This is a genomic window from Pseudomonas cerasi (assembly GCF_027983475.1).
GTDB lineage: Bacteria > Pseudomonadota > Gammaproteobacteria > Pseudomonadales > Pseudomonadaceae > Aquipseudomonas > Aquipseudomonas cerasi.
This window is the reverse complement of sequence record NZ_JAQJVM010000002.1, coordinates 1,514,926-1,536,874: the sequence shown is the minus strand read 5'-3', so window position 1 is coordinate 1,536,874 and position 21,949 is coordinate 1,514,926. Positions and strand designations below refer to the sequence as shown.

Genomic DNA, 21,949 nt, shown 5'->3' with positions numbered 1-21,949 from the left:
TCCGTTATAGACGATTGGCGCTGTCAACGTCTGTAACGTGTGGCATCCACCGATGGCGGTGGCGCAAACCAAGGGGTTTGCAAGATTTTCTGGCTGCTTCCGTCGGGAGGGAGCCAAACAAGCAGGTGACCAAGCTGGGGAACGCTGATGGCTTACTCATATACTGAGAAAAAACGTATCCGCAAGGACTTTAGCAAGTTGCCGGACGTAATGGATGTGCCGTATCTCTTGGCCATCCAGCTGGATTCGTATCGCGAATTCCTGCAGGCGGGAGCGACCAAAGATCAGTTCCGCGACGTCGGTCTGCATGCAGCCTTCAAATCCGTTTTCCCGATCATCAGCTACTCCGGCAATGCTGCGCTGGAGTATGTAGGTTATCGCTTGGGCGAACCGGCATTTGATGTCAAGGAATGCGTGCTGCGCGGTGTGACTTACGCAGTACCTCTGCGAGTCAAGGTCCGTCTGATCATTTTCGACAAAGAATCGTCGAACAAAGCGATCAAGGACATCAAAGAGCAAGAAGTCTACATGGGTGAAATCCCCCTGATGACTGAGAACGGTACCTTTGTAATCAATGGCACCGAGCGCGTTATCGTGTCTCAGCTTCACCGTTCGCCTGGCGTATTCTTCGACCACGACCGTGGCAAGACGCACAGCTCCGGCAAGCTGCTGTACTCCGCTCGTATCATTCCTTACCGCGGTTCGTGGCTGGACTTCGAGTTCGATCCGAAAGACTGCGTATTCGTCCGTATCGACCGTCGTCGCAAGCTGCCTGCGTCCGTACTTCTGCGCGCTCTGGGTTACACCACCGAGCAAGTGCTTGATGCTTTCTACACCACCAACGTATTCCATGTGCGCGGCGAAAACCTGAGCCTGGAACTGGTGCCTCAGCGCCTGCGTGGTGAAATTGCCGTTCTGGATATCCTGGACGACAAGGGCAAGGTTATTGTCGAGCAGGGTCGTCGTATCACTGCCCGTCACATCAACCAGCTGGAAAAGGCCGGGATCAAAGAGCTGGAAGTGCCTCTGGACTACGTCCTGGGTCGCACTACAGCCAAGGTCATCGTGCATCCGGCAACCGGTGAGATCATTGCCGAGTGCAACACCGAGCTGAACACTGAAATCCTGGCCAAGATCGCCAAGGCTCAGGTTGTTCGCATCGAAACGTTGTACACCAACGACATCGACTGCGGTCCGTTCGTCTCCGACACACTGAAGATCGACTCCACCAGCAACCAACTGGAAGCGCTGGTCGAGATCTATCGAATGATGCGTCCTGGCGAGCCGCCAACCAAGGATGCCGCTGAAACACTGTTCAACAACCTCTTCTTCAGTCCTGAGCGTTACGACCTGTCTGCTGTAGGCCGGATGAAGTTCAACCGTCGTATCGGTCGTACCGAAATCGAAGGCTCGGGCGTGCTGTGCAAGGAAGACATCGTAGCGGTCCTCAAGACCCTCGTTGATATCCGTAACGGCAAAGGCATCGTCGATGACATCGACCACCTCGGTAACCGTCGCGTTCGTTGCGTTGGCGAGATGGCCGAGAACCAGTTCCGTGTAGGTCTGGTCCGTGTCGAGCGCGCTGTCAAAGAACGTCTGTCCATGGCAGAAAGCGAAGGCCTGATGCCTCAGGACCTGATCAACGCCAAACCTGTTGCGGCGGCGGTCAAAGAGTTCTTCGGTTCCAGCCAGCTGTCCCAGTTCATGGACCAGAACAACCCGCTGTCCGAGATCACGCACAAGCGTCGTGTTTCCGCGCTCGGCCCTGGCGGTCTGACGCGTGAGCGTGCCGGCTTTGAAGTTCGAGACGTTCACCCGACTCACTACGGCCGTGTGTGCCCGATCGAGACGCCTGAAGGTCCGAACATCGGTCTGATCAACTCCCTGGCGGCCTATGCCCGCACCAACCAGTACGGCTTCCTCGAGAGTCCGTACCGTGTGGTCAAGGAAGGTCTGGTCACCGAAGAGATCGTCTTCCTTTCGGCGATCGAAGAAGCGGACCACGTCATTGCTCAGGCTTCGGCCGCAATGAACGACAAGCAAGAGCTGATCGACGAGCTGGTTGCTGTGCGTCACTTGAACGAATTCACCGTCAAGGCGCCAGCCGATGTCACCCTCATGGACGTTTCGCCCAAGCAGGTTGTCTCGGTAGCTGCATCGCTGATTCCGTTCCTCGAGCACGATGACGCCAACCGTGCGTTGATGGGTTCGAACATGCAGCGTCAGGCTGTTCCTACTCTGCGTGCCGACAAGCCGCTGGTAGGTACTGGCATGGAGCGCAACGTTGCTCGCGACTCCGGCGTTTGCGTCGTGGCTCGTCGTGGTGGTGTGATCGACTCGGTTGACGCCAGCCGTATCGTTGTCCGCGTTGCTGATGATGAAGTTGAAACAGGTGAGGCGGGTGTAGACATCTACAACCTGACCAAATACACCCGTTCGAACCAGAACACCTGCATCAACCAGCGTCCGCTGGTCAGCAAGGGTGACCGTGTTCAGCGTAGCGACATCATGGCCGACGGCCCGTCCACCGATATGGGTGAACTGGCGCTGGGTCAGAACATGCGCATCGCGTTCATGGCCTGGAACGGTTTCAACTTCGAAGACTCCATCTGTCTTTCTGAGCGTGTTGTTCAGGAAGACCGCTTCACCACGATCCACATTCAGGAACTGACCTGTGTGGCACGTGACACCAAGCTTGGGCCAGAGGAAATCACAGCTGACATCCCTAACGTGGGTGAAGCTGCTCTGAACAAGCTGGACGAAGCGGGTATCGTTTATGTAGGTGCCGAAGTCGGCGCCGGCGACATCCTGGTCGGTAAGGTCACTCCGAAAGGCGAGACCCAGCTGACACCGGAAGAAAAACTGTTGCGCGCGATCTTCGGTGAGAAAGCCAGCGACGTTAAAGACACCTCCCTGCGTGTACCAACCGGTACCAAAGGTACTGTCATTGACGTTCAGGTCTTCACCCGTGATGGTGTCGAGCGTGATGCGCGTGCCCTGTCCATCGAGAAGTCGCAACTCGACGAGATCCGCAAGGATCTGAACGAAGAGTTCCGTATTGTCGAAGGCGCTACTTTCGAACGTCTGCGCTCTGCGCTGGTGGGTCGTGTAGCTGAAGGCGGCGCTGGCCTCAAAAAGGGCCAGGAGATCACCAACGAAGTGCTCGACGGTCTTGAGCATGGTCAGTGGTTCAAGCTGCGCATGGCTGAAGATGCTCTCAACGAGCAGCTCGAAAAGGCTCAGGCTTACATCGTTGATCGTCGTCGTCTTCTGGATGACAAGTTCGAAGACAAGAAACGCAAACTGCAGCAGGGCGATGACCTGGCTCCAGGCGTTCTGAAAATCGTCAAGGTCTACCTGGCAATCCGTCGCCGCATCCAGCCGGGCGACAAGATGGCCGGTCGTCACGGTAACAAGGGTGTGGTCTCTGTGATCATGCCGGTTGAAGACATGCCGCACGATGCCAATGGCACGCCGGTCGATATCGTCCTCAACCCGCTGGGCGTACCTTCGCGTATGAACGTTGGTCAGATTCTCGAAACCCACCTGGGCCTCGCGGCCAAAGGTCTGGGCGAGAAGATCAACCGCATGCTCGAAGAGCAGCGTAAGGTTGCTGAGCTGCGCAAGTTCCTCAACGAGATCTATAACGAAATCGGCGGTCGTCAGGAGTCTCTGGAAGACCTCTCCGACAACGAGATTCTGGACCTCGCGAAGAACCTGCGTAACGGCGTACCGATGGCTACCCCGGTTTTCGACGGTGCCAAGGAAAGCGAAATCAAGGCAATGCTCAAGCTGGCAGATATGCCGGAAAGCGGCCAGATGCAGCTGTTCGACGGTCGTACCGGCAACAAGTTTGAACGTGCTGTAACGGTTGGCTACATGTACATGCTGAAGCTGAACCACTTGGTGGACGACAAGATGCACGCGCGTTCCACTGGTTCGTACAGCCTGGTTACCCAGCAGCCGCTGGGTGGTAAGGCACAGTTCGGTGGTCAGCGTTTCGGGGAGATGGAAGTGTGGGCGCTGGAAGCATACGGCGCGGCGTACACTCTGCAGGAAATGCTCACAGTGAAGTCGGACGATGTGAACGGTCGTACCAAGATGTACAAAAACATCGTGGACGGCGATCACCGTATGGAGCCGGGCATGCCCGAGTCTTTCAACGTGTTGATCAAAGAAATCCGTTCGCTCGGTATCGATATCGATCTGGAAACCGAATAACACGTGACGCGAATCGGGGGCAGGGCGGTATTGCCTGCTCCCTGCTCCGCCAGGAGGAAAAGCCTTGAAAGACCTACTGAATTTGCTGAAAAACCAGGGTCAAGTCGAAGAGTTCGACGCAATCCGTATCGGACTTGCATCGCCTGAGATGATCCGCTCTTGGTCGTTCGGTGAAGTTAAAAAGCCGGAAACCATCAACTACCGTACGTTCAAGCCTGAGCGTGACGGTCTGTTCTGCGCCAAGATCTTTGGCCCGGTAAAAGATTACGAGTGCCTGTGCGGTAAGTACAAGCGCCTGAAGCACCGTGGTGTCATCTGCGAAAAATGCGGTGTTGAAGTAGCACTGGCCAAGGTTCGTCGCGAGCGCATGGCTCACATCGAGCTGGCTTCGCCGGTTGCTCACATCTGGTTTCTGAAATCGCTGCCGTCCCGTATCGGTTTGCTGATGGACATGACCCTGCGTGATATCGAACGTGTTCTCTACTTCGAGAGCTATGTCGTTATCGATCCAGGCATGACTACCCTTGAAAAAGGTCAGCTGCTGAACGACGAGCAGTACTTCGAAGCGCTTGAAGAGTTCGGTGACGACTTCGATGCCCGCATGGGTGCCGAGGCTGTCCGCGAGCTGCTGCACGCTATTGACCTTGAGCACGAAATTGGCCGCCTGCGCGAAGAAATTCCGCAAACCAATTCCGAAACCAAAATCAAGAAGCTGTCCAAGCGTCTGAAATTGATGGAAGCCTTCCAAGGTTCCGGCAACCTTCCTGAGTGGATGGTGCTGACCGTTCTGCCGGTTCTGCCGCCAGATCTGCGTCCTCTGGTTCCGCTTGACGGTGGCCGTTTCGCGACGTCCGACCTCAACGACCTGTATCGTCGAGTGATCAACCGTAACAACCGTCTGAAGCGCCTGCTGGATCTGTCCGCTCCCGATATCATCGTGCGCAACGAAAAGCGCATGCTGCAGGAAGCGGTCGATGCACTGCTCGACAACGGCCGTCGCGGTCGTGCGATCACAGGTTCCAACAAGCGTCCTCTGAAATCCCTGGCTGACATGATCAAGGGTAAACAGGGTCGTTTCCGTCAGAACTTGCTCGGTAAGCGTGTTGACTACTCGGGTCGTTCGGTAATTACCGTAGGTCCGACCCTGCGTCTGCACCAGTGCGGTCTGCCGAAGAAGATGGCTCTCGAGCTGTTCAAGCCGTTCATTTTCGGCAAGCTGGAAATGCGTGGCCTGGCCACGACCATCAAAGCTGCCAAGAAGATGGTCGAGCGCGAGCTGCCAGAGGTCTGGGACGTTCTCGCTGAAGTGATTCGCGAACACCCAGTGCTTCTGAACCGTGCGCCAACGCTTCACCGTCTGGGCATCCAGGCGTTTGAACCGGTACTGATCGAAGGTAAGGCTATTCAGCTGCACCCGCTGGTCTGTGCTGCGTACAACGCCGACTTCGACGGTGACCAGATGGCCGTTCACGTGCCTCTGACGCTGGAAGCTCAGCTCGAAGCCCGTGCACTGATGATGTCGACCAACAACATTCTGTCGCCAGCCAACGGTGAGCCAATCATCGTTCCTTCGCAGGACGTTGTACTGGGTCTGTACTACATGACTCGCGAAGCGATCAACGCCAAGGGCGAAGGTCGTGTATTTGCGGATCTGCAGGAAGTCGACCGCGTATTCCGCGCCGGCGAAGCGGCTCTGCACGCCAAGGTCAAGGTTCGTATCCACGAAACGGTCAACGACCGTGATGGTGGCAGCGTCAAGAACACCCGTATCGTCGACACCACTGTCGGCCGTGCGCTGCTGTTCCAGGTGGTTCCGGCCGGCCTGTCCTACGACGTTGTCAACCAGCCGATGAAGAAGAAGGCGATCTCCAAGCTGATCAACCAGTGCTATCGCGTGGTTGGCCTGAAAGAGACCGTTATCTTCGCTGACCAGTTGATGTACACCGGTTTTGCCTACTCGACCATTTCGGGTGTTTCCATCGGCGTTAACGACTTCGTTATCCCTGATGAAAAAGCTCGCATCATCGACGCGGCTACCGAAGAAGTTAAAGAGATCGAAAGTCAGTACGCCTCCGGCCTGGTAACCCAGGGCGAGAAGTACAACAAGGTAATCGACCTTTGGTCCAAGGCGAACGACGAAGTCTCGAAAGCGATGATGTCGAACCTGTCCAAAGAGCGTGTTATCGACCGTCACGGCGTCGAAGTTGATCAGGAATCCTTCAACTCGATGTACATGATGGCTGACTCCGGGGCGCGTGGTTCTGCTGCCCAGATCCGTCAGCTGGCCGGTATGCGTGGTCTGATGGCCAAGCCTGACGGCTCCATCATTGAAACGCCGATCACTGCGAACTTCCGTGAAGGTTTGAGCGTACTTCAGTACTTCATCTCTACTCACGGTGCTCGTAAGGGTCTTGCGGATACCGCACTGAAAACCGCTAACTCCGGTTATCTGACACGCCGTCTGGTAGACGTCGCTCAGGATCTGGTGGTTACCGAGGTTGACTGCGGTACCGAGCACGGTCTGCTGATGACACCGCACATTGAAGGCGGTGACGTTGTGGAGCCGCTGGGTGAGCGCGTACTGGGTCGAGTCATCGCCCGTGACGTATTCAAGCCGGGCACAGAAGATGTCATCGTGCCTGCTGGCACGCTGGTAGACGAGAAGTGGGTCGAGTTCATCGAGCTGAACAGCATCGACGAAGTCATCGTTCGTTCGCCAATCAGCTGCGAAACCCGCTACGGCATCTGCGCCAAGTGCTACGGTCGCGACCTGGCACGCGGTCATCAGGTCAACATCGGTGAAGCTGTCGGCGTAATCGCTGCACAGTCGATCGGTGAGCCGGGTACCCAGCTGACAATGCGTACGTTCCACATCGGTGGTGCGGCAAGCCGGACCTCGGCAGCCGACAGCGTTCAGGTGAAGAATGGCGGTACTGTCCGTCTGCACAACCTGAAGCACGTCGAGCGTGTTGACGGTCACCTGGTTGCGGTATCCCGCTCCGGTGAGCTGGCAATCGCAGATGACTTCGGTCGCGAGCGTGAGCGTTACAAGCTGCCATACGGTGCAGTGATTTCGGTGAAGGAAGGCGACAAGGTCGACGCTGGCTCTATCGTGGCCAAGTGGGATCCGCACACTCACCCAATCGTCACCGAGATGAAAGGTACTGTTACCTACGTAGGCATGGAAGAAGGCATCACGATCAAGCGTCAGACAGACGAATTGACCGGTATGACCAACATTGAAGTGCTCGACGCCAAAGACCGCCCGGCTGCCGGCAAGGACATCCGTCCTGCTGTGAAGATGGTCGGTCTGGATGGCAAGGATCTGTTGCTGCCTGGTACTGACGTACCGGCCCAGTACTTCCTGCCGGCCAACGCCCTTGTTGGTGTTGCTGACGGTGCGCAGATCGCGATCGGTGATGTTATCGCTCGTATTCCGCAGGAAACTTCGAAGACTCGTGACATCACCGGTGGTCTGCCGCGTGTTGCCGACCTGTTCGAAGCGCGTCGTCCGAAAGAGGCGTCGATCCTTGCAGAAGTCAGCGGTACCATCGCATTCGGTAAAGAGACCAAAGGCAAGCGCCGTCTGGTCATTACCCCGAATGACGGTAGCGATCCGTACGAGGAACTGATTCCGAAGTGGCGTCACCTGAACGTCTTCGAAGGCGAGCAAGTGAACCGCGGCGAAGTTATCTCCGACGGCCCGAGCGATCCACACGACATCCTGCGTCTGCTGGGTGTGAGTGCGCTGGCCAAGTACATCGTCAACGAGATTCAGGACGTATACCGTCTGCAAGGCGTGAAGATCAACGACAAGCACATCGAGACGATTCTGCGTCAGATGCTGCGCAAGGTTGAGATTGCCGAGTCTGGCGATTCCAGTTTCATCAAGGGCGACCAGATGGAATTGACTCACGTACTGGTAGAAAACGAGCGTTTGAGCACGGAAGACAAGTTTGTTTCCAAGTTCACTCGCGTGTTGCTGGGTATCACCAAGGCATCGCTGTCCACCGAGTCGTTCATCTCCGCGGCCTCCTTCCAGGAGACAACCCGCGTACTGACCGAAGCGGCTGTGACCGGCAAGCGCGATTACCTGCGCGGCCTGAAGGAAAACGTGGTCGTGGGTCGTCTGATCCCGGCCGGTACTGGTCTGGCTTATCACAGCGAGCGCAAGCGTCGTCGTGAAATGGACAAACCGACCCGTGTCAGCGCGAGCGAAGTAGAAGCAGCTCTGACGGAAGCGTTGAACTCCAGCGGTAATTGAGACCAGAGCCTCGGCATTTTTCACTTGGCAGACAGCACCTTTCGTGCTGCCTCGCCCGGTGAGGACGTCGGGGCTTTGTCTTGACTGGGGGCGGGATCCTCTTTAGACTCTTGTACCCCTAAATTTGGCGGGGCCTGTGCCCTGTCATTTGCTTTTCTTGTAAGACAATAGCGTCGCAAGACAACAGTGGAGCTAGTAGATGGCAACTATCAACCAGCTGGTACGTCAGCCGCGTAAGCGTATCGTCGAGAAATCCGACGTACCTGCGCTGCAGAACTGCCCGCAACGTCGCGGTGTGTGCACTCGTGTGTATACCACCACGCCGAAAAAACCTAACTCGGCATTGCGTAAAGTCTGCCGTGTGCGCCTGACCAACGGTTTCGAGGTTTCCTCGTACATCGGTGGTGAAGGTCACAACCTGCAAGAGCACAGCGTGGTACTGATCCGTGGCGGTCGTGTAAAAGACTTGCCAGGTGTTCGTTATCACACCGTTCGTGGTTCTTTGGATACTTCCGGCGTTAAAGGTCGTAACCAGGGTCGCTCGAAATACGGTACCAAGAAGCCTAAGTAGTTTTTGGCTTCTGTTTGAAATTGCAGATTTCTATTTTTCTGAGTCGATAAGAGTAAGGTCGGGCGCATCCCTCGCAGGATGGTGGTCCCGAGCTAACCTGAAGACCGTTTGAGGGCTTATCCATGCCAAGAAGACGCGTAGCAGCCAAGCGCGAAGTGCTTGACGATCCAAAATACGGCAGCCAGATTCTGGCCAAGTTCATGAATCACGTAATGGAAAGCGGCAAGAAAGCCGTTGCCGAGCGTATCGTTTATGGCGCGCTGGAAAAGGTTAAAGAACGTAAGAACAGCGACCCCCTGGAAATCTTCGAGAAAGCTCTCGACGCCATCGCTCCGCTGGTCGAAGTAAAGTCGCGCCGTGTAGGCGGTGCTACTTACCAGGTTCCTGTCGAAGTTCGTCCGTCCCGTCGTAATGCTCTGGCAATGCGTTGGCTGGTAGACTTCGCGCGCAAGCGCGGTGAGAAGTCAATGGCGCTGCGTTTGGCTGGCGAACTGCTGGACGCCGCCGAAGGTAAAGGTGCTGCGGTCAAGAAGCGTGAAGACGTGCACCGTATGGCTGAGGCCAACAAGGCTTTCTCGCACTACCGCTTCTAATTTCAGCGTCACTAATTTTGCGAGGGCTTTATGGCTCGTACTACTCCGATTGGCCGCTACCGTAACATTGGTATCGTTGCTCACGTGGATGCTGGTAAAACCACCACCACCGAGCGCGTCCTTTTTTACACCGGCAAAAGCCACAAAATGGGCGAGGTGCATGACGGCGCCGCGACCACGGACTGGATGGTTCAGGAGCAGGAGCGTGGTATTACCATTACTTCTGCTGCTATTACTGCCTTCTGGCAGGGTTCCGAGAAGCAACACAAAGACCAATACCGTTTCAACGTTATTGACACCCCGGGCCACGTTGACTTCACCATTGAAGTTGAGCGTTCCCTGCGTGTACTCGACGGCGCGGTCGTTGTGTTCTGTGGTACTTCCGGCGTAGAACCGCAGTCCGAAACCGTATGGCGTCAAGCCAACAAGTACGGTGTTCCGCGTATCGTTTACGTGAACAAGATGGACCGTGCAGGTGCGAACTTTCTGCGCGTAATCGCTCAGATCAAGCAGCGCCTGGGTCACACCCCGGTGCCGATCCAGCTGGCCATTGGCGCCGAAGACAACTTCCAGGGTCAGATCGATCTGATGTCCATGGAAGCTGTTTACTGGAACGATGCCGACAAGGGTATGGTTCCACGTCGTGAGCCTATTCCTGCTGAACTGCAGGAACTGGCTGACGAATGGCGCAGCAACATGGTCGAGGCTGCGGCCGAAGCCAGCGAAGAGCTGATGAACAAGTACCTCGAAGGTGAGGAACTCTCCAACGAGGAAATCAAGGCCGCTCTGCGTCAGCGTACTATCGCTGGCGAGATCGTTCTTGCTGTTTGCGGTTCTTCCTTCAAGAACAAGGGCGTTCCCCTGGTTCTCGACGCCGTGATCGACTACCTGCCGGCTCCGACCGACATTCCAGCTATCAAGGGTTCCGATCCTGATAACGAAGAAGTCCTGATGGAGCGTCATGCAGACGACAACGAGCCGTTCTCGGCTCTGGCGTTCAAGATCGCTACCGACCCATTCGTGGGTACCTTGACTTTCGTCCGCGTTTACTCGGGCGTGTTGGCATCCGGCGACGGCGTGATCAACTCGGTCAAGGGCAAGAAAGAGCGTGTGGGTCGTATGGTGCAGATGCACGCAAACGCCCGCGAAGAGATCAAGGAAGTACGCGCTGGTGACATCGCGGCCTTGATCGGCATGAAGGACGTCACCACTGGTGAGACCTTGTGCAACGCTGACAAGCCAATCATCCTGGTTCGCATGGACTTCCCGGAGCCGGTTATTTCGGTTGCCGTTGAGCCTAAAACCAAGGATGACCAGGAAAAAATGGGTATCGCACTGGGCAAACTTGCTCAGGAAGACCCGTCTTTCCGCGTCAAGACTGATGAAGAGACTGGTCAAACGATCATCTCTGGCATGGGCGAGCTGCACCTGGACATCCTGGTTGACCGGATGCGCCGTGAGTTCAACGTCGAAGCCAACATCGGCAAGCCTCAGGTTTCCTATCGTGAGCGCATCACGAAGAATTGTGAAATCGAAGGCAAGTTCGTTCGTCAATCCGGCGGTCGTGGCCAGTTCGGTCACTGCTGGATCCGTTTTGCACCTGCTGACGAAGGTCAGGAAGGTCTGCAATTCGTAAACGAAGTGGTAGGTGGTGTTGTTCCCAAGGAATACATCCCGGCTATCCAGAAGGGTATCGAAGAGCAGATGAAGAACGGCGTTGTTGCCGGCTATCCGCTGATCGGCCTGAAGGCTACCGTGTTTGATGGTTCCTACCATGACGTCGACTCGAACGAGATGGCGTTTAAGGTGGCTGCCTCCATGGCGACCAAGCAACTGGCCCAGAAGGGCGGTGGTGAGTTGCTTGAGCCGATCATGGCGGTAGAGGTTGTTACGCCTGAAGACTATATGGGTGACGTGATGGGCGACCTTAACCGCCGTCGCGGCATGATTCTGGGTATGGAAGATACGGTTTCCGGCAAGGTAATTCGTGCCGAGGTTCCGTTGGGTGAGATGTTCGGTTATGCGACCGACGTTCGCTCCATGTCTCAGGGTCGCGCAAGCTACTCTATGGAATTCAAAAAATACAATACAGCTCCGTCGCACATCGTCGAAACTGTAACCAAAAAACAAGGCTGATTCAGCGCCTTTAGGCTAGGAGTTATTTGTCGTGGCTAAAGAAAAATTTGATCGTTCCCTCCCGCACGTCAACGTTGGCACCATTGGTCACGTTGACCACGGTAAAACCACGCTGACCGCTGCTCTGACTCGCGTCTGCTCCGAAGTTTTCGGTTCGGCTGCTGTTGAATTCGACAAGATCGACAGCGCACCGGAAGAGAAAGCTCGTGGTATTACCATTAATACCGCGCACGTTGAATACAAATCGTTGATCCGTCACTACGCTCACGTTGACTGCCCAGGTCACGCTGACTACGTGAAGAACATGATCACCGGTGCTGCCCAGATGGACGGCGCGATTCTGGTTTGTTCGGCCGCTGATGGTCCGATGCCACAAACCCGTGAGCACATCCTGCTGTCCCGTCAGGTTGGCGTTCCGTACATCGTGGTTTTCCTGAACAAGGCTGACCTGGTAGACGACGCTGAGCTGCTGGAACTGGTTGAGATGGAAGTGCGCGATCTGCTGAGCACTTACGACTTCCCAGGCGACGACACTCCGATCATCATCGGTTCTGCTCGTATGGCTCTGGAAGGTAAAGACGACAACGAAATGGGCACCACTGCCGTTCGTAAACTGGTTGAAACACTGGACTCCTACATTCCAGAACCAGTTCGTCTGACCGACAAGCCGTTCCTGATGCCGATCGAAGACGTGTTCTCGATCTCCGGTCGCGGTACTGTTGTGACTGGTCGTATTGAGCGCGGTATCGTCAAGGTTCAGGATCCACTGGAAATCGTTGGTCTGCGTGACACTACCGTCACCACCTGCACCGGTGTTGAAATGTTCCGTAAGCTGCTCGACGAAGGTCGTGCTGGCGAGAACTGCGGCGTTCTGCTGCGTGGTACCAAGCGTGACGACGTTGAGCGTGGCCAGGTTTTGGTCAAGCCAGGCACCGTCAAGCCGCACACTCAGTTCGAAGCTGAAATCTACGTTCTGAGCAAAGAAGAAGGCGGTCGTCACACTCCGTTCTTCAAAGGCTACCGTCCACAGTTCTACTTCCGTACTACCGACGTAACTGGTAGCTGCGAACTGCCGGAAGGCGTAGAAATGGTTATGCCAGGTGATAACGTTAAAGTTTCCGTTACCCTGATCAAGCCAATCGCAATGGAAGATGGTCTGCGTTTCGCAATCCGTGAAGGCGGTCGTACCGTCGGCGCTGGCGTCGTGGCCAAAATCATCGCGTAAGCGTTGATTCCCAAAAAGAGCCCCCGCAACGCGGGGGCTTTTTTATTGGGTTGACACCTAGTGAGGTCGTCTATAGAATTGCGCCTCCTTTTAACGGGCGTATTGCGCTCGGTGGGAACAGCAATCTGGAGTCTGAATCCAATGCAAAACCAGCAAATCCGTATCAGGTTGAAGGCTTTTGACCATCGCCTGATCGACCAATCAACCCAGGAAATCGTGGAAACCGCGAAACGTACTGGTGCACAGGTGCGTGGTCCGATTCCACTGCCGACTCGTAAAGAGCGGTTCACCGTTCTGGTTTCTCCGCACGTCAACAAAGACGCGCGCGACCAGTATGAGATCCGTACTCACAAGCGTGTTCTGGACATTGTTCAGCCAACGGAAAAAACCGTTGATGCGCTTATGAAGCTTGATCTTGCGGCCGGTGTGGAAGTTCAGATCAGCCTCGGCTAAGACTTGGGTCTTAGTCGTGTAACGCTCTGAAATGGGCGGCCATAGCGGGTGAAAGCCCCGTACACTCATGAGGTTTACAACATGACTATTGGTGTAGTCGGTCGTAAATGCGGTATGACCCGTATTTTCACCGAAGAAGGTGTCTCCATTCCGGTCACGGTCATTGAGATCGAGCCGAATCGCGTCACTCAGTTCAAAACCGAAGAAACCGATGGCTATCGTGCAGTGCAAGTCACTGTCGGCGAGCGTCGCGCTTCGCGTGTTACAGCCGCTCAGGCTGGCCACTTCGCTAAGGCGAACGTTGCCGCCGGTCGTACCGTCATGGAATTCCGTCTTGAAGAAGGCGACTACCAGGCTGGCGATCAGATCAACGCTGAAATCTTCGCCGCTGGTCAACTGGTTGATGTAACCGGTCAGTCCAAGGGTAAAGGCTTCCAGGGTACGATCAAGCGTTGGAATTTCCGTGGTCAAGACAATACCCACGGTAACTCCGTCTCCCACCGCGTCCCAGGCTCTATCGGCCAGTGCCAGACTCCTGGTCGTGTATTCAAGGGCAAAAAAATGTCCGGTCATATGGGCGCTGAGCGCGTGACCGTGCAGTCCCTGGAAGTAGTGCGCGTGGACGCTGAACGCAATCTGTTGTTGGTCAAGGGTGCTGTTCCTGGCGCTACTGGCGGCAACCTGGTTGTACGTCCGGCAGCCAAGGCTCGCGGTTAAGGGGAAGCTGACATGCAATTAAATGTAAATGACGCTCAGGCAATCGAAGTTTCCGAACTGACATTTGGCGGCGAATTCAACGAGACGCTGGTTCACCAGGCAGTCGTGGCCTACATGGCTGGCGGTCGTCAGGGTAGCAAGCAGCAAAAGACCCGTTCCGACGTTCGTGGTGGCGGTAAGCGCCCTTGGCGTCAGAAAGGTACTGGCCGTGCTCGTGCCGGTACTATCCGTAGCCCAATCTGGCGTGGCGGCGGTACCACTTTCGCGGCTCGTCCTCAGGATCACACTCAGAAGCTCAACAAGAAGATGTATCGCGCTGCTCTGCGCTCCATCCTTGCTGAACTGGTTCGTACTGATCGTTTGGTCGTGGTTCAGGACTTCGCTGTTGAAGCACCGAAAACCAAAGATTTGCTGAACAAGCTGACTGGCATGGGCCTGACTGACGTCCTGATCGTGTCTGACGCTGTTGACCAGAATCTGTACCTGGCTGCTCGTAACCTGCCGCACGTTGATGTACGTGACGTTCAAGGTTCCGATCCAGTTAGTCTGATCGCATACGACAAAGTGTTGATCACTGTGTCGGCCGTGAAGAAATTCGAGGAGCTGCTGGGATGAACCAGGAACGCGTATTTAAAGTTCTGCTTGGCCCGCACGTTTCCGAGAAGGCTACGGTTCTTGCAGACAAAAAAGGTCAGTTCGTTTTCAAGGTTGCTACTGACGCAACCAAGCTGGAAATCAAGAAGGCCGTCGAAAGCCTGTTCAGCGTGAAAGTAGAGCGTGTTACTACCCTGAATGTTCTGGGTAAGAGCAAGCGCACTGCTCGCGGTCTGGGCAAGCGTAATGACTGGAAGAAGGCAGTTATCTCCCTTCAGCCAGGCCAAGATCTCGATTTCAGCAGCAGTGCTGAGTAAGGAAGGGGTGCATCATGGCAATCGTTAAATGCAAACCGACTTCCCCTGGCCGCCGTTTTGTGGTCAAGGTGGTCAACCAGGAGCTGCATAAAGGCGCTCCTCACGCACCGCTGCTCGAGAAAAAATCGAAGTCTGGTGGTCGTAACAACAATGGTCGTATTACTACCCGTCATATCGGTGGTGGCCATAAGCAGCATTATCGTCTGGTCGACTTCCGTCGCAACGACAAGGATGGCATCGCTGCCACCGTCGAGCGTATCGAATACGATCCAAACCGTACTGCTCACATTGCTCTGCTGCTTTACGCAGACGGCGAGCGCCGCTACATCATCGCCCCTAAAGGCGTAAGTGCTGGCGACCAGCTGATTGCAGGTGCTCTGGCACCAATCAAGCCGGGCAACGCTCTTCAACTGCGCAACATTCCAGTTGGTAGCACCGTACACGGCATCGAACTGAAGCCAGGTAAAGGCGCACAGATCGCTCGTTCCGCTGGTGCCTCGGCACAGCTGATCGCTCGTGAAGGTGTGTACGTTACCCTGCGTCTTCGCTCCGGTGAAATGCGTAAAGTACTGTCTGAGTGCCGTGCAACGCTGGGTGAAGTCTCGAACTCCGAGCACAGCCTTCGTTCGCTGGGTAAAGCGGGTGCCAAACGCTGGCGTGGCGTTCGCCCAACCGTTCGTGGTGTTGCCATGAACCCGGTTGACCACCCACATGGTGGTGGTGAAGGTCGTACCTCTGGTGGTCGTCATCCGGTATCGCCGTGGGGCTTCCCGACTAAGGGCGCGAAGACTCGTGGTAATAAGCGTACCGACAAAATGATCGTCCGTCGTCGCAAGTAAATAGAGGGATACGACAGTGCCACGTTCTCTGAAAAAAGGTCCTTTTATTGATCTTCACCTACTGAAGAAGATCGAAGTGGCGGCGGAAAAGAACGATCGCAAACCAGTTAAGACCTGGTCGCGTCGTTCGATGATCCTGCCACAAATGGTCGGTTTGACCATTGCAGTGCATAACGGTCGCCAGCATGTTCCAGTTCTCGTGAACGAAGACATGGTCGGCCATAAACTAGGCGAGTTTGCCGGTACCCGCACATATCGTGGGCACGTGGCAGACAAGAAAGCCAAGCGTTAAGGGGTAAGGAACGATGGAAGTAGCCGCTAAGTTGTCGGGCGCTCGAATCTCCGCCCAGAAAGCCCGCTTGGTCGCCGACCAGATCCGCGGGAAGAAGGTGGGCGAAGCGCTCAACCTGTTGGCTTTCAGCAGTAAGAAAGCCGCCGAGATCCTGAAGAAAGTGCTGGAGTCGGCTGTAGCCAACGCCGAGCATAACGAAGGCGCAGACGTTGATGACCTCAAGGTCTCCACCGTTTTCGTCAACGAAGGGCGTTCGCTGAAGCGCATCATGCCACGTGCTAAAGGCCGTGCTGATCGCATCGTCAAGCGGTCTTGCCATATCACTGTCAAGGTTGCTGACAAGTAACGGAGTCGAAGAGATGGGTCAGAAAGTACATCCCATTGGCATTCGCCTGGGAATCGTCAAGGAGCACACCTCCGTCTGGTACGCAGACGGTCGGACTTATGCGGACTATTTGTTCGCTGATCTGAAAGTGCGTGAGTACCTCCAAGACAAATTAAAAAGCGCGTCCGTCAGCCGTATCGATATCCATCGTCCGGCTCAGACAGCACGTATCACCATCCACACCGCTCGTCCAGGTATCGTTATCGGGAAGAAAGGTGAAGATGTTGAGAAACTGCGTCAGGACCTGACCAAGCAAATGGGTGTGCCTGTGCACATCAATATCGAAGAGATCCGTAAGCCGGAGCTCGACGGTATGCTGGTTGCGCAGAGCGTAGCTCAGCAGCTGGAGCGTCGCGTAATGTTCCGTCGTGCTATGAAGCGCGCTGTTCAGAACGCCATGCGCATTGGTGCCAAAGGCATCAAAATCCAAGTGAGCGGTCGTCTCGGCGGTGCTGAAATCGCACGTACTGAATGGTATCGCGAAGGTCGTGTGCCACTGCACACCCTGCGTGCCGACATCGACTATGCCAACTACGAAGCTCACACCACTTACGGTGTGATCGGTGTAAAGGTTTGGATCTTCAAAGGCGAAGTAATTGGTGGTCGCCAAGAAGAACTGAAACCACAAGCACCAGCGCCTCGTAAAAAAGCTGCTAAGTAAGGGGTACGCCAAATGTTGCAACCAAAGCGTACGAAGTTCCGCAAGCAGATGACCGGCCACAACCGTGGTCTGGCACTGCGCGGTAGCAAAGTCAGCTTCGGCGAGTTCGCGCTGAAGTCTGTTGCTCGTGGTCGTCTCACCGCTCGTCAGATCGAGTCAGCGCGTCGTGCTCTGACCCGTCACGTTAAACGTGGCGGCAAGATCTGGATCCGTGTGTTCCCGGACAAGCCTGTAACCAAAAAGCCACTCGAAGTTCGGATGGGTAAAGGTAAGGGTAACGTGGAGTACTGGGTTGCCCAGATTCAGCCAGGCAAAGTCCTGTATGAAATCGAGGGTGTTACTGAAGAGCTGGCGCGTGAGGCTTTCGCCCTGGCTGCTGCAAAGCTGCCGCTCGCCACCTCCTTTGTTAAGCGGACGGTGATGTGATGAAAGCGAATGAACTTCGTGAAAAATCAGCACAGCAGCTGAACGAGCAACTGCTCGGCCTGCTGCGCGACCAGTTCAATCTGCGTATGCAGAAAGCAACTGGCCAGTTGGGGCAGTCTCATCTGCTCTCGCAAGTTAAGCGTGACATCGCTCGCGTGAAAACTGTGCTCAACCAGCAGGCAGGTAAGTAATCATGGCTGAAGCCGAAAAAACTGTCCGTACGCTGACTGGCCGTGTTGTCAGCGACAAGATGGACAAGACCATCACCGTTCTGATCGAGCGTCGCGTAAAGCACCCGATCTACGGTAAATACGTTAAGCGTTCGACTAAGCTGCACGCGCACGACGAAACCAATCAATGCCATATCGGCGACAAGGTCACTATTCGTGAAACTCGTCCGGTAGCCAAGACCAAGTCTTGGGCATTGGTTGATATCCTCGAACGCGCTGTGGAAGTCTAAGGGCTAGGGGTCGGAGAAATTATATGATTCAGACTCAATCCATGCTCGATGTGGCCGATAACAGCGGCGCACGCCGCGTTATGTGCATCAAGGTGCTGGGTGGCTCCCATCGTCGTTACGCTGGTATCGGTGACATCATCAAAGTAACCGTCAAGGAAGCAATTCCTCGCGGCAAGGTGAAAAAAGGCCAAGTGATGACTGCAGTTGTAGTCCGCACTCGCCACGGTGTTCGTCGTGCAGACGGCTCCATCATCCGCTTCGATGGCAACGCTGCTGTTCTGTTGAACAACAAGCAAGAGCCGATCGGTACCCGTATCTTTGGGCCAGTGACCCGTGAACTTCGTACTGAGAAGTTCATGAAGATCGTCTCGCTCGCCCCAGAAGTGCTCTAAGGAGATCCGACATGCAAAAGATTCGTCGTGACGACGAGATCATCGTGATCGCCGGCAAAGACAAAGGTAAGCGCGGTAAGGTGCTCAAGGTTCTCGCTGACGACCGTTTGGTCGTTGGTGGGATCAACCTGGTGAAGCGTCATACCAAGCCAAACCCGATGTCGGGCGTACAGGGCGGTATCGTCGAGAAAGAAGCGCCAATGCACGCTTCCAACGTCGCCATTTTCAACGGCGCAACCAACAAGGCTGACCGCGTTGGTTTCAAAGTTGAAGACGGCAAGAAAATTCGTGTCTTCAAGTCGACCCAAAAAGCGGTTGATGCTTGAACACTGCTAGGTAGAAGACCATGGCACGACTAAAAGAGATTTACCGGAAGGAAATCGCTCCGAAACTTAAGGAAGAACTTAAGCTTTCGAACGTGATGGAAGTTCCGCGCGTTACCAAAATCACCCTGAACATGGGTCTGGGCGAAGCGATCGGCGACAAAAAAGTCATCGAGCACGCTGTTGCTGACCTGGAAAAGATCACCGGTCAAAAAGTCGTTGTGACTTACGCTCGGAAATCCATCGCTGGCTTTAAAGTCCGTGAAGGTTGGCCGATCGGTGTCAAAGTGACTCTGCGCCGCGATCGTATGTACGAATTCCTGGATCGTCTGCTGTCGATCTCCCTGCCTCGGGTTCGCGACTTCCGCGGCCTGAATGCCAAGTCCTTCGATGGTCGTGGTAACTACAGCATGGGCGTAAAAGAGCAGATCATCTTCCCGGAAATCGACTACGACAAGATCGATGCTCTCCGCGGTCTGGACATTACCCTGACCACCACTGCCAAGAACGATGATGAAGGTCGCGCATTGCTGCGTGCTTTCAAATTCCCGTTCCGCAACTGATTGGAGTAGGAAAATGGCCAAGAAGAGCATGAAAAACCGTGAGCTGAAGCGTCAGCTCACCGTTGCAAAGTACGCCAAGAAGCGTGCAGAGCTGAAAGCAATCATCGTTGATCTGAACGCAAGTCCAGAAGCGCGTTGGGAAGCTACCGTAGCCCTGCAGAAGCAACCACGTGACGCAAGCGCTGCGCGCATGCGTAACCGTTGCCGCATCACTGGTCGTCCACACGGCGTTTACCGCAAGTTCGGCCTCGGCCGTAACAAACTGCGTGAAGCAGCCATGCGTGGCGACGTACCAGGTCTGGTCAAAGCCAGCTGGTAAGGCGCACCTCTCGCTTCGTGCCAGCCGGTTGCGCAAGTCACCGGTCGGCATGAAGCCTGAATTTGAATCAAGCCCCTATTGGGGCTTGATTCATTTCCGGCGTAGGACTAGAATTGCCGGCTCGCCTGAGCCCGTGTTTTTACTTGCCCGGAAGTTCTCGGCGATCAAGCTGTAGCCGCAAGGCTAATTATTTTGTTTTAGGAGCGTCTAGCCCATGAGTATGCAGGACCCGTTAGCGGACATGCTAACTCGTATCCGTAATGCCCAGATGGCTGAAAAGCCCGTCGTAAGCATGCCATCTTCCACGTTGAAGGTTGCTGTAGCAAAAGTCCTGAAGGACGAAGGCTACATTGCGGGTTATCAGATCAGCAGCGAAGTTAAATCCTCGCTGTCCATCGAGCTTAAGTACTTCGAAGGCCGTCCGGTCATTGAAGAGGTTAAGCGCGTCAGCCGCCCAGGCTTGCGTCAGTACAAGTCCTCCGATGATCTGCCGAAAGTTCGTGGCGGTCTTGGTGTGTCTATCGTCTCCACCAGTAAAGGTGTGATGACGGATCGTGCTGCGCGCGCTGCCGGTGTCGGTGGCGAAGTGCTTTGCACTGTGTTCTAAGGGGGGATAAGCATGTCACGCGTAGCTAAGAACCCCGTTAAGTTGCCATCCGGCGTCGAAGTCAAACTCGTCGGCCAGCAGCTTTCGGTGAAGGGTGCCAAGGGCACTCTGGAACTGAACATCCATTCGTCCGTTGAGATTGTTGAAGAAGCTGGTGAGCTGCGTTTCGCTGCTCGCAATGGCGATCAACAAACCCGCGCAATGGCAGGCACCACTCGTGCACTGGTTAACAACATGGTCCAGGGCGTAAGCCAAGGCTTCGAGCGTAAGCTCCAGCTGGTCGGTGTTGGTTACAAGGCGCAAGCAAAAGGCACGGTCCTGAACCTTGCACTTGGCTTCTCGCACCCGGTGGACTATGAATTGCCGAATGGCATCACCGCTGAGACCCCCAGCCAGACCGATATCCTGATTCGTGGTATCGATAAGCAGTTGGTTGGTCAAGTGGCCGCTGAGATCCGCGACTTCCGCCGTCCTGAGCCTTACAAAGGCAAAGGTGTGCGTTACGCGGACGAAGTCGTCCGCCGTAAAGAAGCCAAGAAGAAGTAGGGCATAGCAAATGACCGTCAAAAAAGTTACCCGACTGCGTCGCGCTCGCAAAGCACGCCTGAAAATGCACGAGCTGGAAGTCGTGCGTCTCTGCGTGCACCGCTCTTCGCAGCACATTTATGCCCAGGTCATCTCGGCCGACGGCAGCAAAGTCCTGGCAAGCGCCTCGACTTTGGACAAAGAACTGCGTGATGGCGCCACTGGCAACATCGACGCGGCCACTAAGGTTGGCAAGCTGGTCGCCGAGCGCGCGAAAGCCGCGGGTGTATCGCAAGTCGCTTTCGACCGTTCTGGCTTCAAGTACCACGGCCGTGTCAAAGCGCTGGCTGATGCTGCTCGTGAAGGCGGGCTGGAGTTCTAAGTTATGTCAAATCACGACCAAAAACGCGACGAAGGCTACATCGAGAAGCTGGTTCAAGTTAACCGCGTGGCCAAAACCGTAAAAGGCGGCCGTATCTTCACTTTCACTGCGTTGACCGTAGTGGGTGATGGTAAAGGGCGCGTTGGCTTCGGCCGTGGCAAGTCACGTGAAGTGCCTGCTGCAATCCAGAAAGCGATGGAAGCTGCTCGTCGCAACATGATTCAGGTTGATCTGAACGGCACTACCCTGCAGTACGCGATGAAGTCTGCTCATGGCGCCTCCAAGGTGTACATGCAGCCTGCTTCTGAAGGTACCGGTATCATCGCTGGCGGCGCAATGCGCGCAGTGCTGGAAGTTGCTGGTGTCCAGAACGTATTGGCCAAGTGCTACGGTTCGACTAACCCGGTAAACGTGGTTCACGCTACGTTCAAGGGTTTGAAGGGCATGCAGTCTCCTGAGTCGATCGCTGCCAAGCGTGGCAAGCGTGTTGAGGAGATCATCTGATCATGGCTACCGTTAAAGTAACGCTGATCAAAAGCATGACCGGCCGCATCCCTAATCACAGATTGTGCATTAAGGGTTTGGGTCTGCGTCGCATCGGTCACACTGTAGAAGTCCTGGATACTCCCGAAAATCGCGGGATGATCAACAAGGCTTACTACATGCTGCGAGTCGAGGGTTAAT

General features: G+C 55.2%; 26 protein-coding genes. All 26 read left to right on the top strand.

The genetic code is table 11. The annotated features are described in order from the left end of the window. Positions 1 to 147 precede the first annotated feature (147 nt). Positions 148 to 4,221: a DNA-directed RNA polymerase subunit beta gene (rpoB, locus tag PI739_RS16135; protein WP_003431815.1), complete on the top strand. Its 4,074-nt coding sequence runs from the start codon at positions 148 to 150 to the stop codon at positions 4,219 to 4,221. A 64-nt stretch (positions 4,222 to 4,285) separates the two neighbouring features. Further along, positions 4,286 to 8,485, top strand: coding sequence for a DNA-directed RNA polymerase subunit beta' (gene rpoC, locus PI739_RS16130; RefSeq protein ID WP_003431814.1), 4,200 nt, complete (start codon positions 4,286 to 4,288; stop codon positions 8,483 to 8,485). Between the two features lie 199 nt (positions 8,486 to 8,684). Further along, a complete protein-coding gene (gene rpsL, locus PI739_RS16125; RefSeq protein ID WP_002555494.1) occupies positions 8,685 to 9,056 on the top strand; it encodes a 30S ribosomal protein S12 in 372 nt (123 codons plus the stop codon). A 122-nt stretch (positions 9,057 to 9,178) separates the two neighbouring features. Further along, positions 9,179 to 9,649: a 30S ribosomal protein S7 gene (rpsG, locus tag PI739_RS16120; RefSeq protein ID WP_002555493.1), complete on the top strand. Its 471-nt coding sequence runs from the start codon at positions 9,179 to 9,181 to the stop codon at positions 9,647 to 9,649. A 30-nt stretch (positions 9,650 to 9,679) separates the two neighbouring features. Then, entirely contained in the window at positions 9,680 to 11,785 is a 2,106-nt protein-coding gene (gene fusA, locus PI739_RS16115) for an elongation factor G (protein WP_003369029.1), read from the top strand. 31 nt (positions 11,786 to 11,816) lie between these two features. Further along, positions 11,817 to 13,010 carry an elongation factor Tu gene (gene tuf / locus PI739_RS16110; RefSeq protein ID WP_003369027.1) on the top strand — a complete coding sequence of 398 codons (1,194 nt, stop codon included), beginning with the start codon at positions 11,817 to 11,819 and terminating at the stop codon, positions 13,008 to 13,010. A gap of 141 nt (positions 13,011 to 13,151) precedes the next feature. Continuing rightward, positions 13,152 to 13,463: a 30S ribosomal protein S10 gene (gene rpsJ / locus PI739_RS16105; protein WP_002555491.1), complete on the top strand. Its 312-nt coding sequence runs from the start codon at positions 13,152 to 13,154 to the stop codon at positions 13,461 to 13,463. Positions 13,464 to 13,544: 81 nt separating this feature from the next. Then, a complete protein-coding gene (gene rplC, locus PI739_RS16100; RefSeq protein WP_002555490.1) occupies positions 13,545 to 14,180 on the top strand; it encodes a 50S ribosomal protein L3 in 636 nt (211 codons plus the stop codon). A 12-nt stretch (positions 14,181 to 14,192) separates the two neighbouring features. After that, the gene (rplD, locus tag PI739_RS16095) at positions 14,193 to 14,795 is read left to right on the top strand and encodes a 50S ribosomal protein L4 (RefSeq protein WP_002555489.1); all 603 of its coding nucleotides are present in this window, start codon (positions 14,193 to 14,195) and stop codon (positions 14,793 to 14,795) included. Continuing rightward, the gene (rplW, locus tag PI739_RS16090; protein WP_002555488.1) at positions 14,792 to 15,091 is read left to right on the top strand and encodes a 50S ribosomal protein L23; all 300 of its coding nucleotides are present in this window, start codon (positions 14,792 to 14,794) and stop codon (positions 15,089 to 15,091) included. The genes rplD and rplW overlap by 4 nt, the downstream gene beginning before the upstream one ends. Positions 15,092 to 15,105: 14 nt before the next feature. Then, complete coding sequence (gene rplB, locus PI739_RS16085; RefSeq protein ID WP_003317104.1) at positions 15,106 to 15,930, top strand: 50S ribosomal protein L2; 825 nt, start codon at positions 15,106 to 15,108, stop codon at positions 15,928 to 15,930. Between the two features lie 16 nt (positions 15,931 to 15,946). Continuing rightward, positions 15,947 to 16,222: a 30S ribosomal protein S19 gene (rpsS, locus tag PI739_RS16080; protein ID WP_002555486.1), complete on the top strand. Its 276-nt coding sequence runs from the start codon at positions 15,947 to 15,949 to the stop codon at positions 16,220 to 16,222. Positions 16,223 to 16,235: 13 nt separating this feature from the next. Further along, positions 16,236 to 16,568 carry a 50S ribosomal protein L22 gene (rplV, locus tag PI739_RS16075; protein WP_002555485.1) on the top strand — a complete coding sequence of 111 codons (333 nt, stop codon included), beginning with the start codon at positions 16,236 to 16,238 and terminating at the stop codon, positions 16,566 to 16,568. A 13-nt stretch (positions 16,569 to 16,581) separates the two neighbouring features. Further along, entirely contained in the window at positions 16,582 to 17,268 is a 687-nt protein-coding gene (rpsC, locus tag PI739_RS16070; RefSeq protein ID WP_003176422.1) for a 30S ribosomal protein S3, read from the top strand. 12 nt (positions 17,269 to 17,280) lie between these two features. Continuing rightward, positions 17,281 to 17,694 carry a 50S ribosomal protein L16 gene (gene rplP, locus PI739_RS16065; RefSeq protein ID WP_002555482.1) on the top strand — a complete coding sequence of 138 codons (414 nt, stop codon included), beginning with the start codon at positions 17,281 to 17,283 and terminating at the stop codon, positions 17,692 to 17,694. Then, the gene (gene rpmC / locus PI739_RS16060) at positions 17,694 to 17,885 is read left to right on the top strand and encodes a 50S ribosomal protein L29 (RefSeq protein WP_002555481.1); all 192 of its coding nucleotides are present in this window, start codon (positions 17,694 to 17,696) and stop codon (positions 17,883 to 17,885) included. The genes rplP and rpmC overlap by 1 nt, the downstream gene beginning before the upstream one ends. Before the next feature lie 2 nt (positions 17,886 to 17,887). After that, positions 17,888 to 18,154 carry a 30S ribosomal protein S17 gene (rpsQ, locus tag PI739_RS16055; RefSeq protein WP_002555480.1) on the top strand — a complete coding sequence of 89 codons (267 nt, stop codon included), beginning with the start codon at positions 17,888 to 17,890 and terminating at the stop codon, positions 18,152 to 18,154. A 23-nt stretch (positions 18,155 to 18,177) separates the two neighbouring features. After that, positions 18,178 to 18,546, top strand: coding sequence for a 50S ribosomal protein L14 (rplN, locus tag PI739_RS16050; RefSeq protein ID WP_002555479.1), 369 nt, complete (start codon positions 18,178 to 18,180; stop codon positions 18,544 to 18,546). A gap of 11 nt (positions 18,547 to 18,557) precedes the next feature. Continuing rightward, positions 18,558 to 18,872, top strand: coding sequence for a 50S ribosomal protein L24 (gene rplX, locus PI739_RS16045; RefSeq protein ID WP_003317102.1), 315 nt, complete (start codon positions 18,558 to 18,560; stop codon positions 18,870 to 18,872). 20 nt (positions 18,873 to 18,892) lie between these two features. Continuing rightward, positions 18,893 to 19,432 (top strand): 50S ribosomal protein L5, encoded by a 540-nt coding sequence (gene rplE, locus PI739_RS16040; RefSeq protein ID WP_002555477.1) that lies wholly within the window; start codon positions 18,893 to 18,895, stop codon positions 19,430 to 19,432. 13 nt (positions 19,433 to 19,445) lie between these two features. Continuing rightward, positions 19,446 to 19,751 carry a 30S ribosomal protein S14 gene (gene rpsN / locus PI739_RS16035; RefSeq protein ID WP_002555476.1) on the top strand — a complete coding sequence of 102 codons (306 nt, stop codon included), beginning with the start codon at positions 19,446 to 19,448 and terminating at the stop codon, positions 19,749 to 19,751. Between the two features lie 214 nt (positions 19,752 to 19,965). Next, on the top strand, positions 19,966 to 20,358 hold the full coding sequence (gene rpsH, locus PI739_RS16030) for a 30S ribosomal protein S8 (RefSeq protein WP_002555475.1): 393 nt from the start codon (positions 19,966 to 19,968) through the stop codon (positions 20,356 to 20,358). 12 nt (positions 20,359 to 20,370) lie between these two features. Next, positions 20,371 to 20,904, top strand: a complete 534-nt coding sequence (rplF, locus tag PI739_RS16025; RefSeq protein WP_003369019.1) for a 50S ribosomal protein L6 — start codon at positions 20,371 to 20,373, stop codon at positions 20,902 to 20,904. A 10-nt stretch (positions 20,905 to 20,914) separates the two neighbouring features. Continuing rightward, on the top strand, positions 20,915 to 21,265 hold the full coding sequence (gene rplR / locus PI739_RS16020) for a 50S ribosomal protein L18 (protein WP_002555473.1): 351 nt from the start codon (positions 20,915 to 20,917) through the stop codon (positions 21,263 to 21,265). Between the two features lie 3 nt (positions 21,266 to 21,268). Beyond that, the gene (gene rpsE, locus PI739_RS16015; RefSeq protein WP_003317099.1) at positions 21,269 to 21,769 is read left to right on the top strand and encodes a 30S ribosomal protein S5; all 501 of its coding nucleotides are present in this window, start codon (positions 21,269 to 21,271) and stop codon (positions 21,767 to 21,769) included. A 2-nt stretch (positions 21,770 to 21,771) separates the two neighbouring features. Further along, positions 21,772 to 21,948 carry a 50S ribosomal protein L30 gene (rpmD, locus tag PI739_RS16010; protein WP_002555471.1) on the top strand — a complete coding sequence of 59 codons (177 nt, stop codon included), beginning with the start codon at positions 21,772 to 21,774 and terminating at the stop codon, positions 21,946 to 21,948. Position 21,949: the final 1 nt, after the last annotated feature.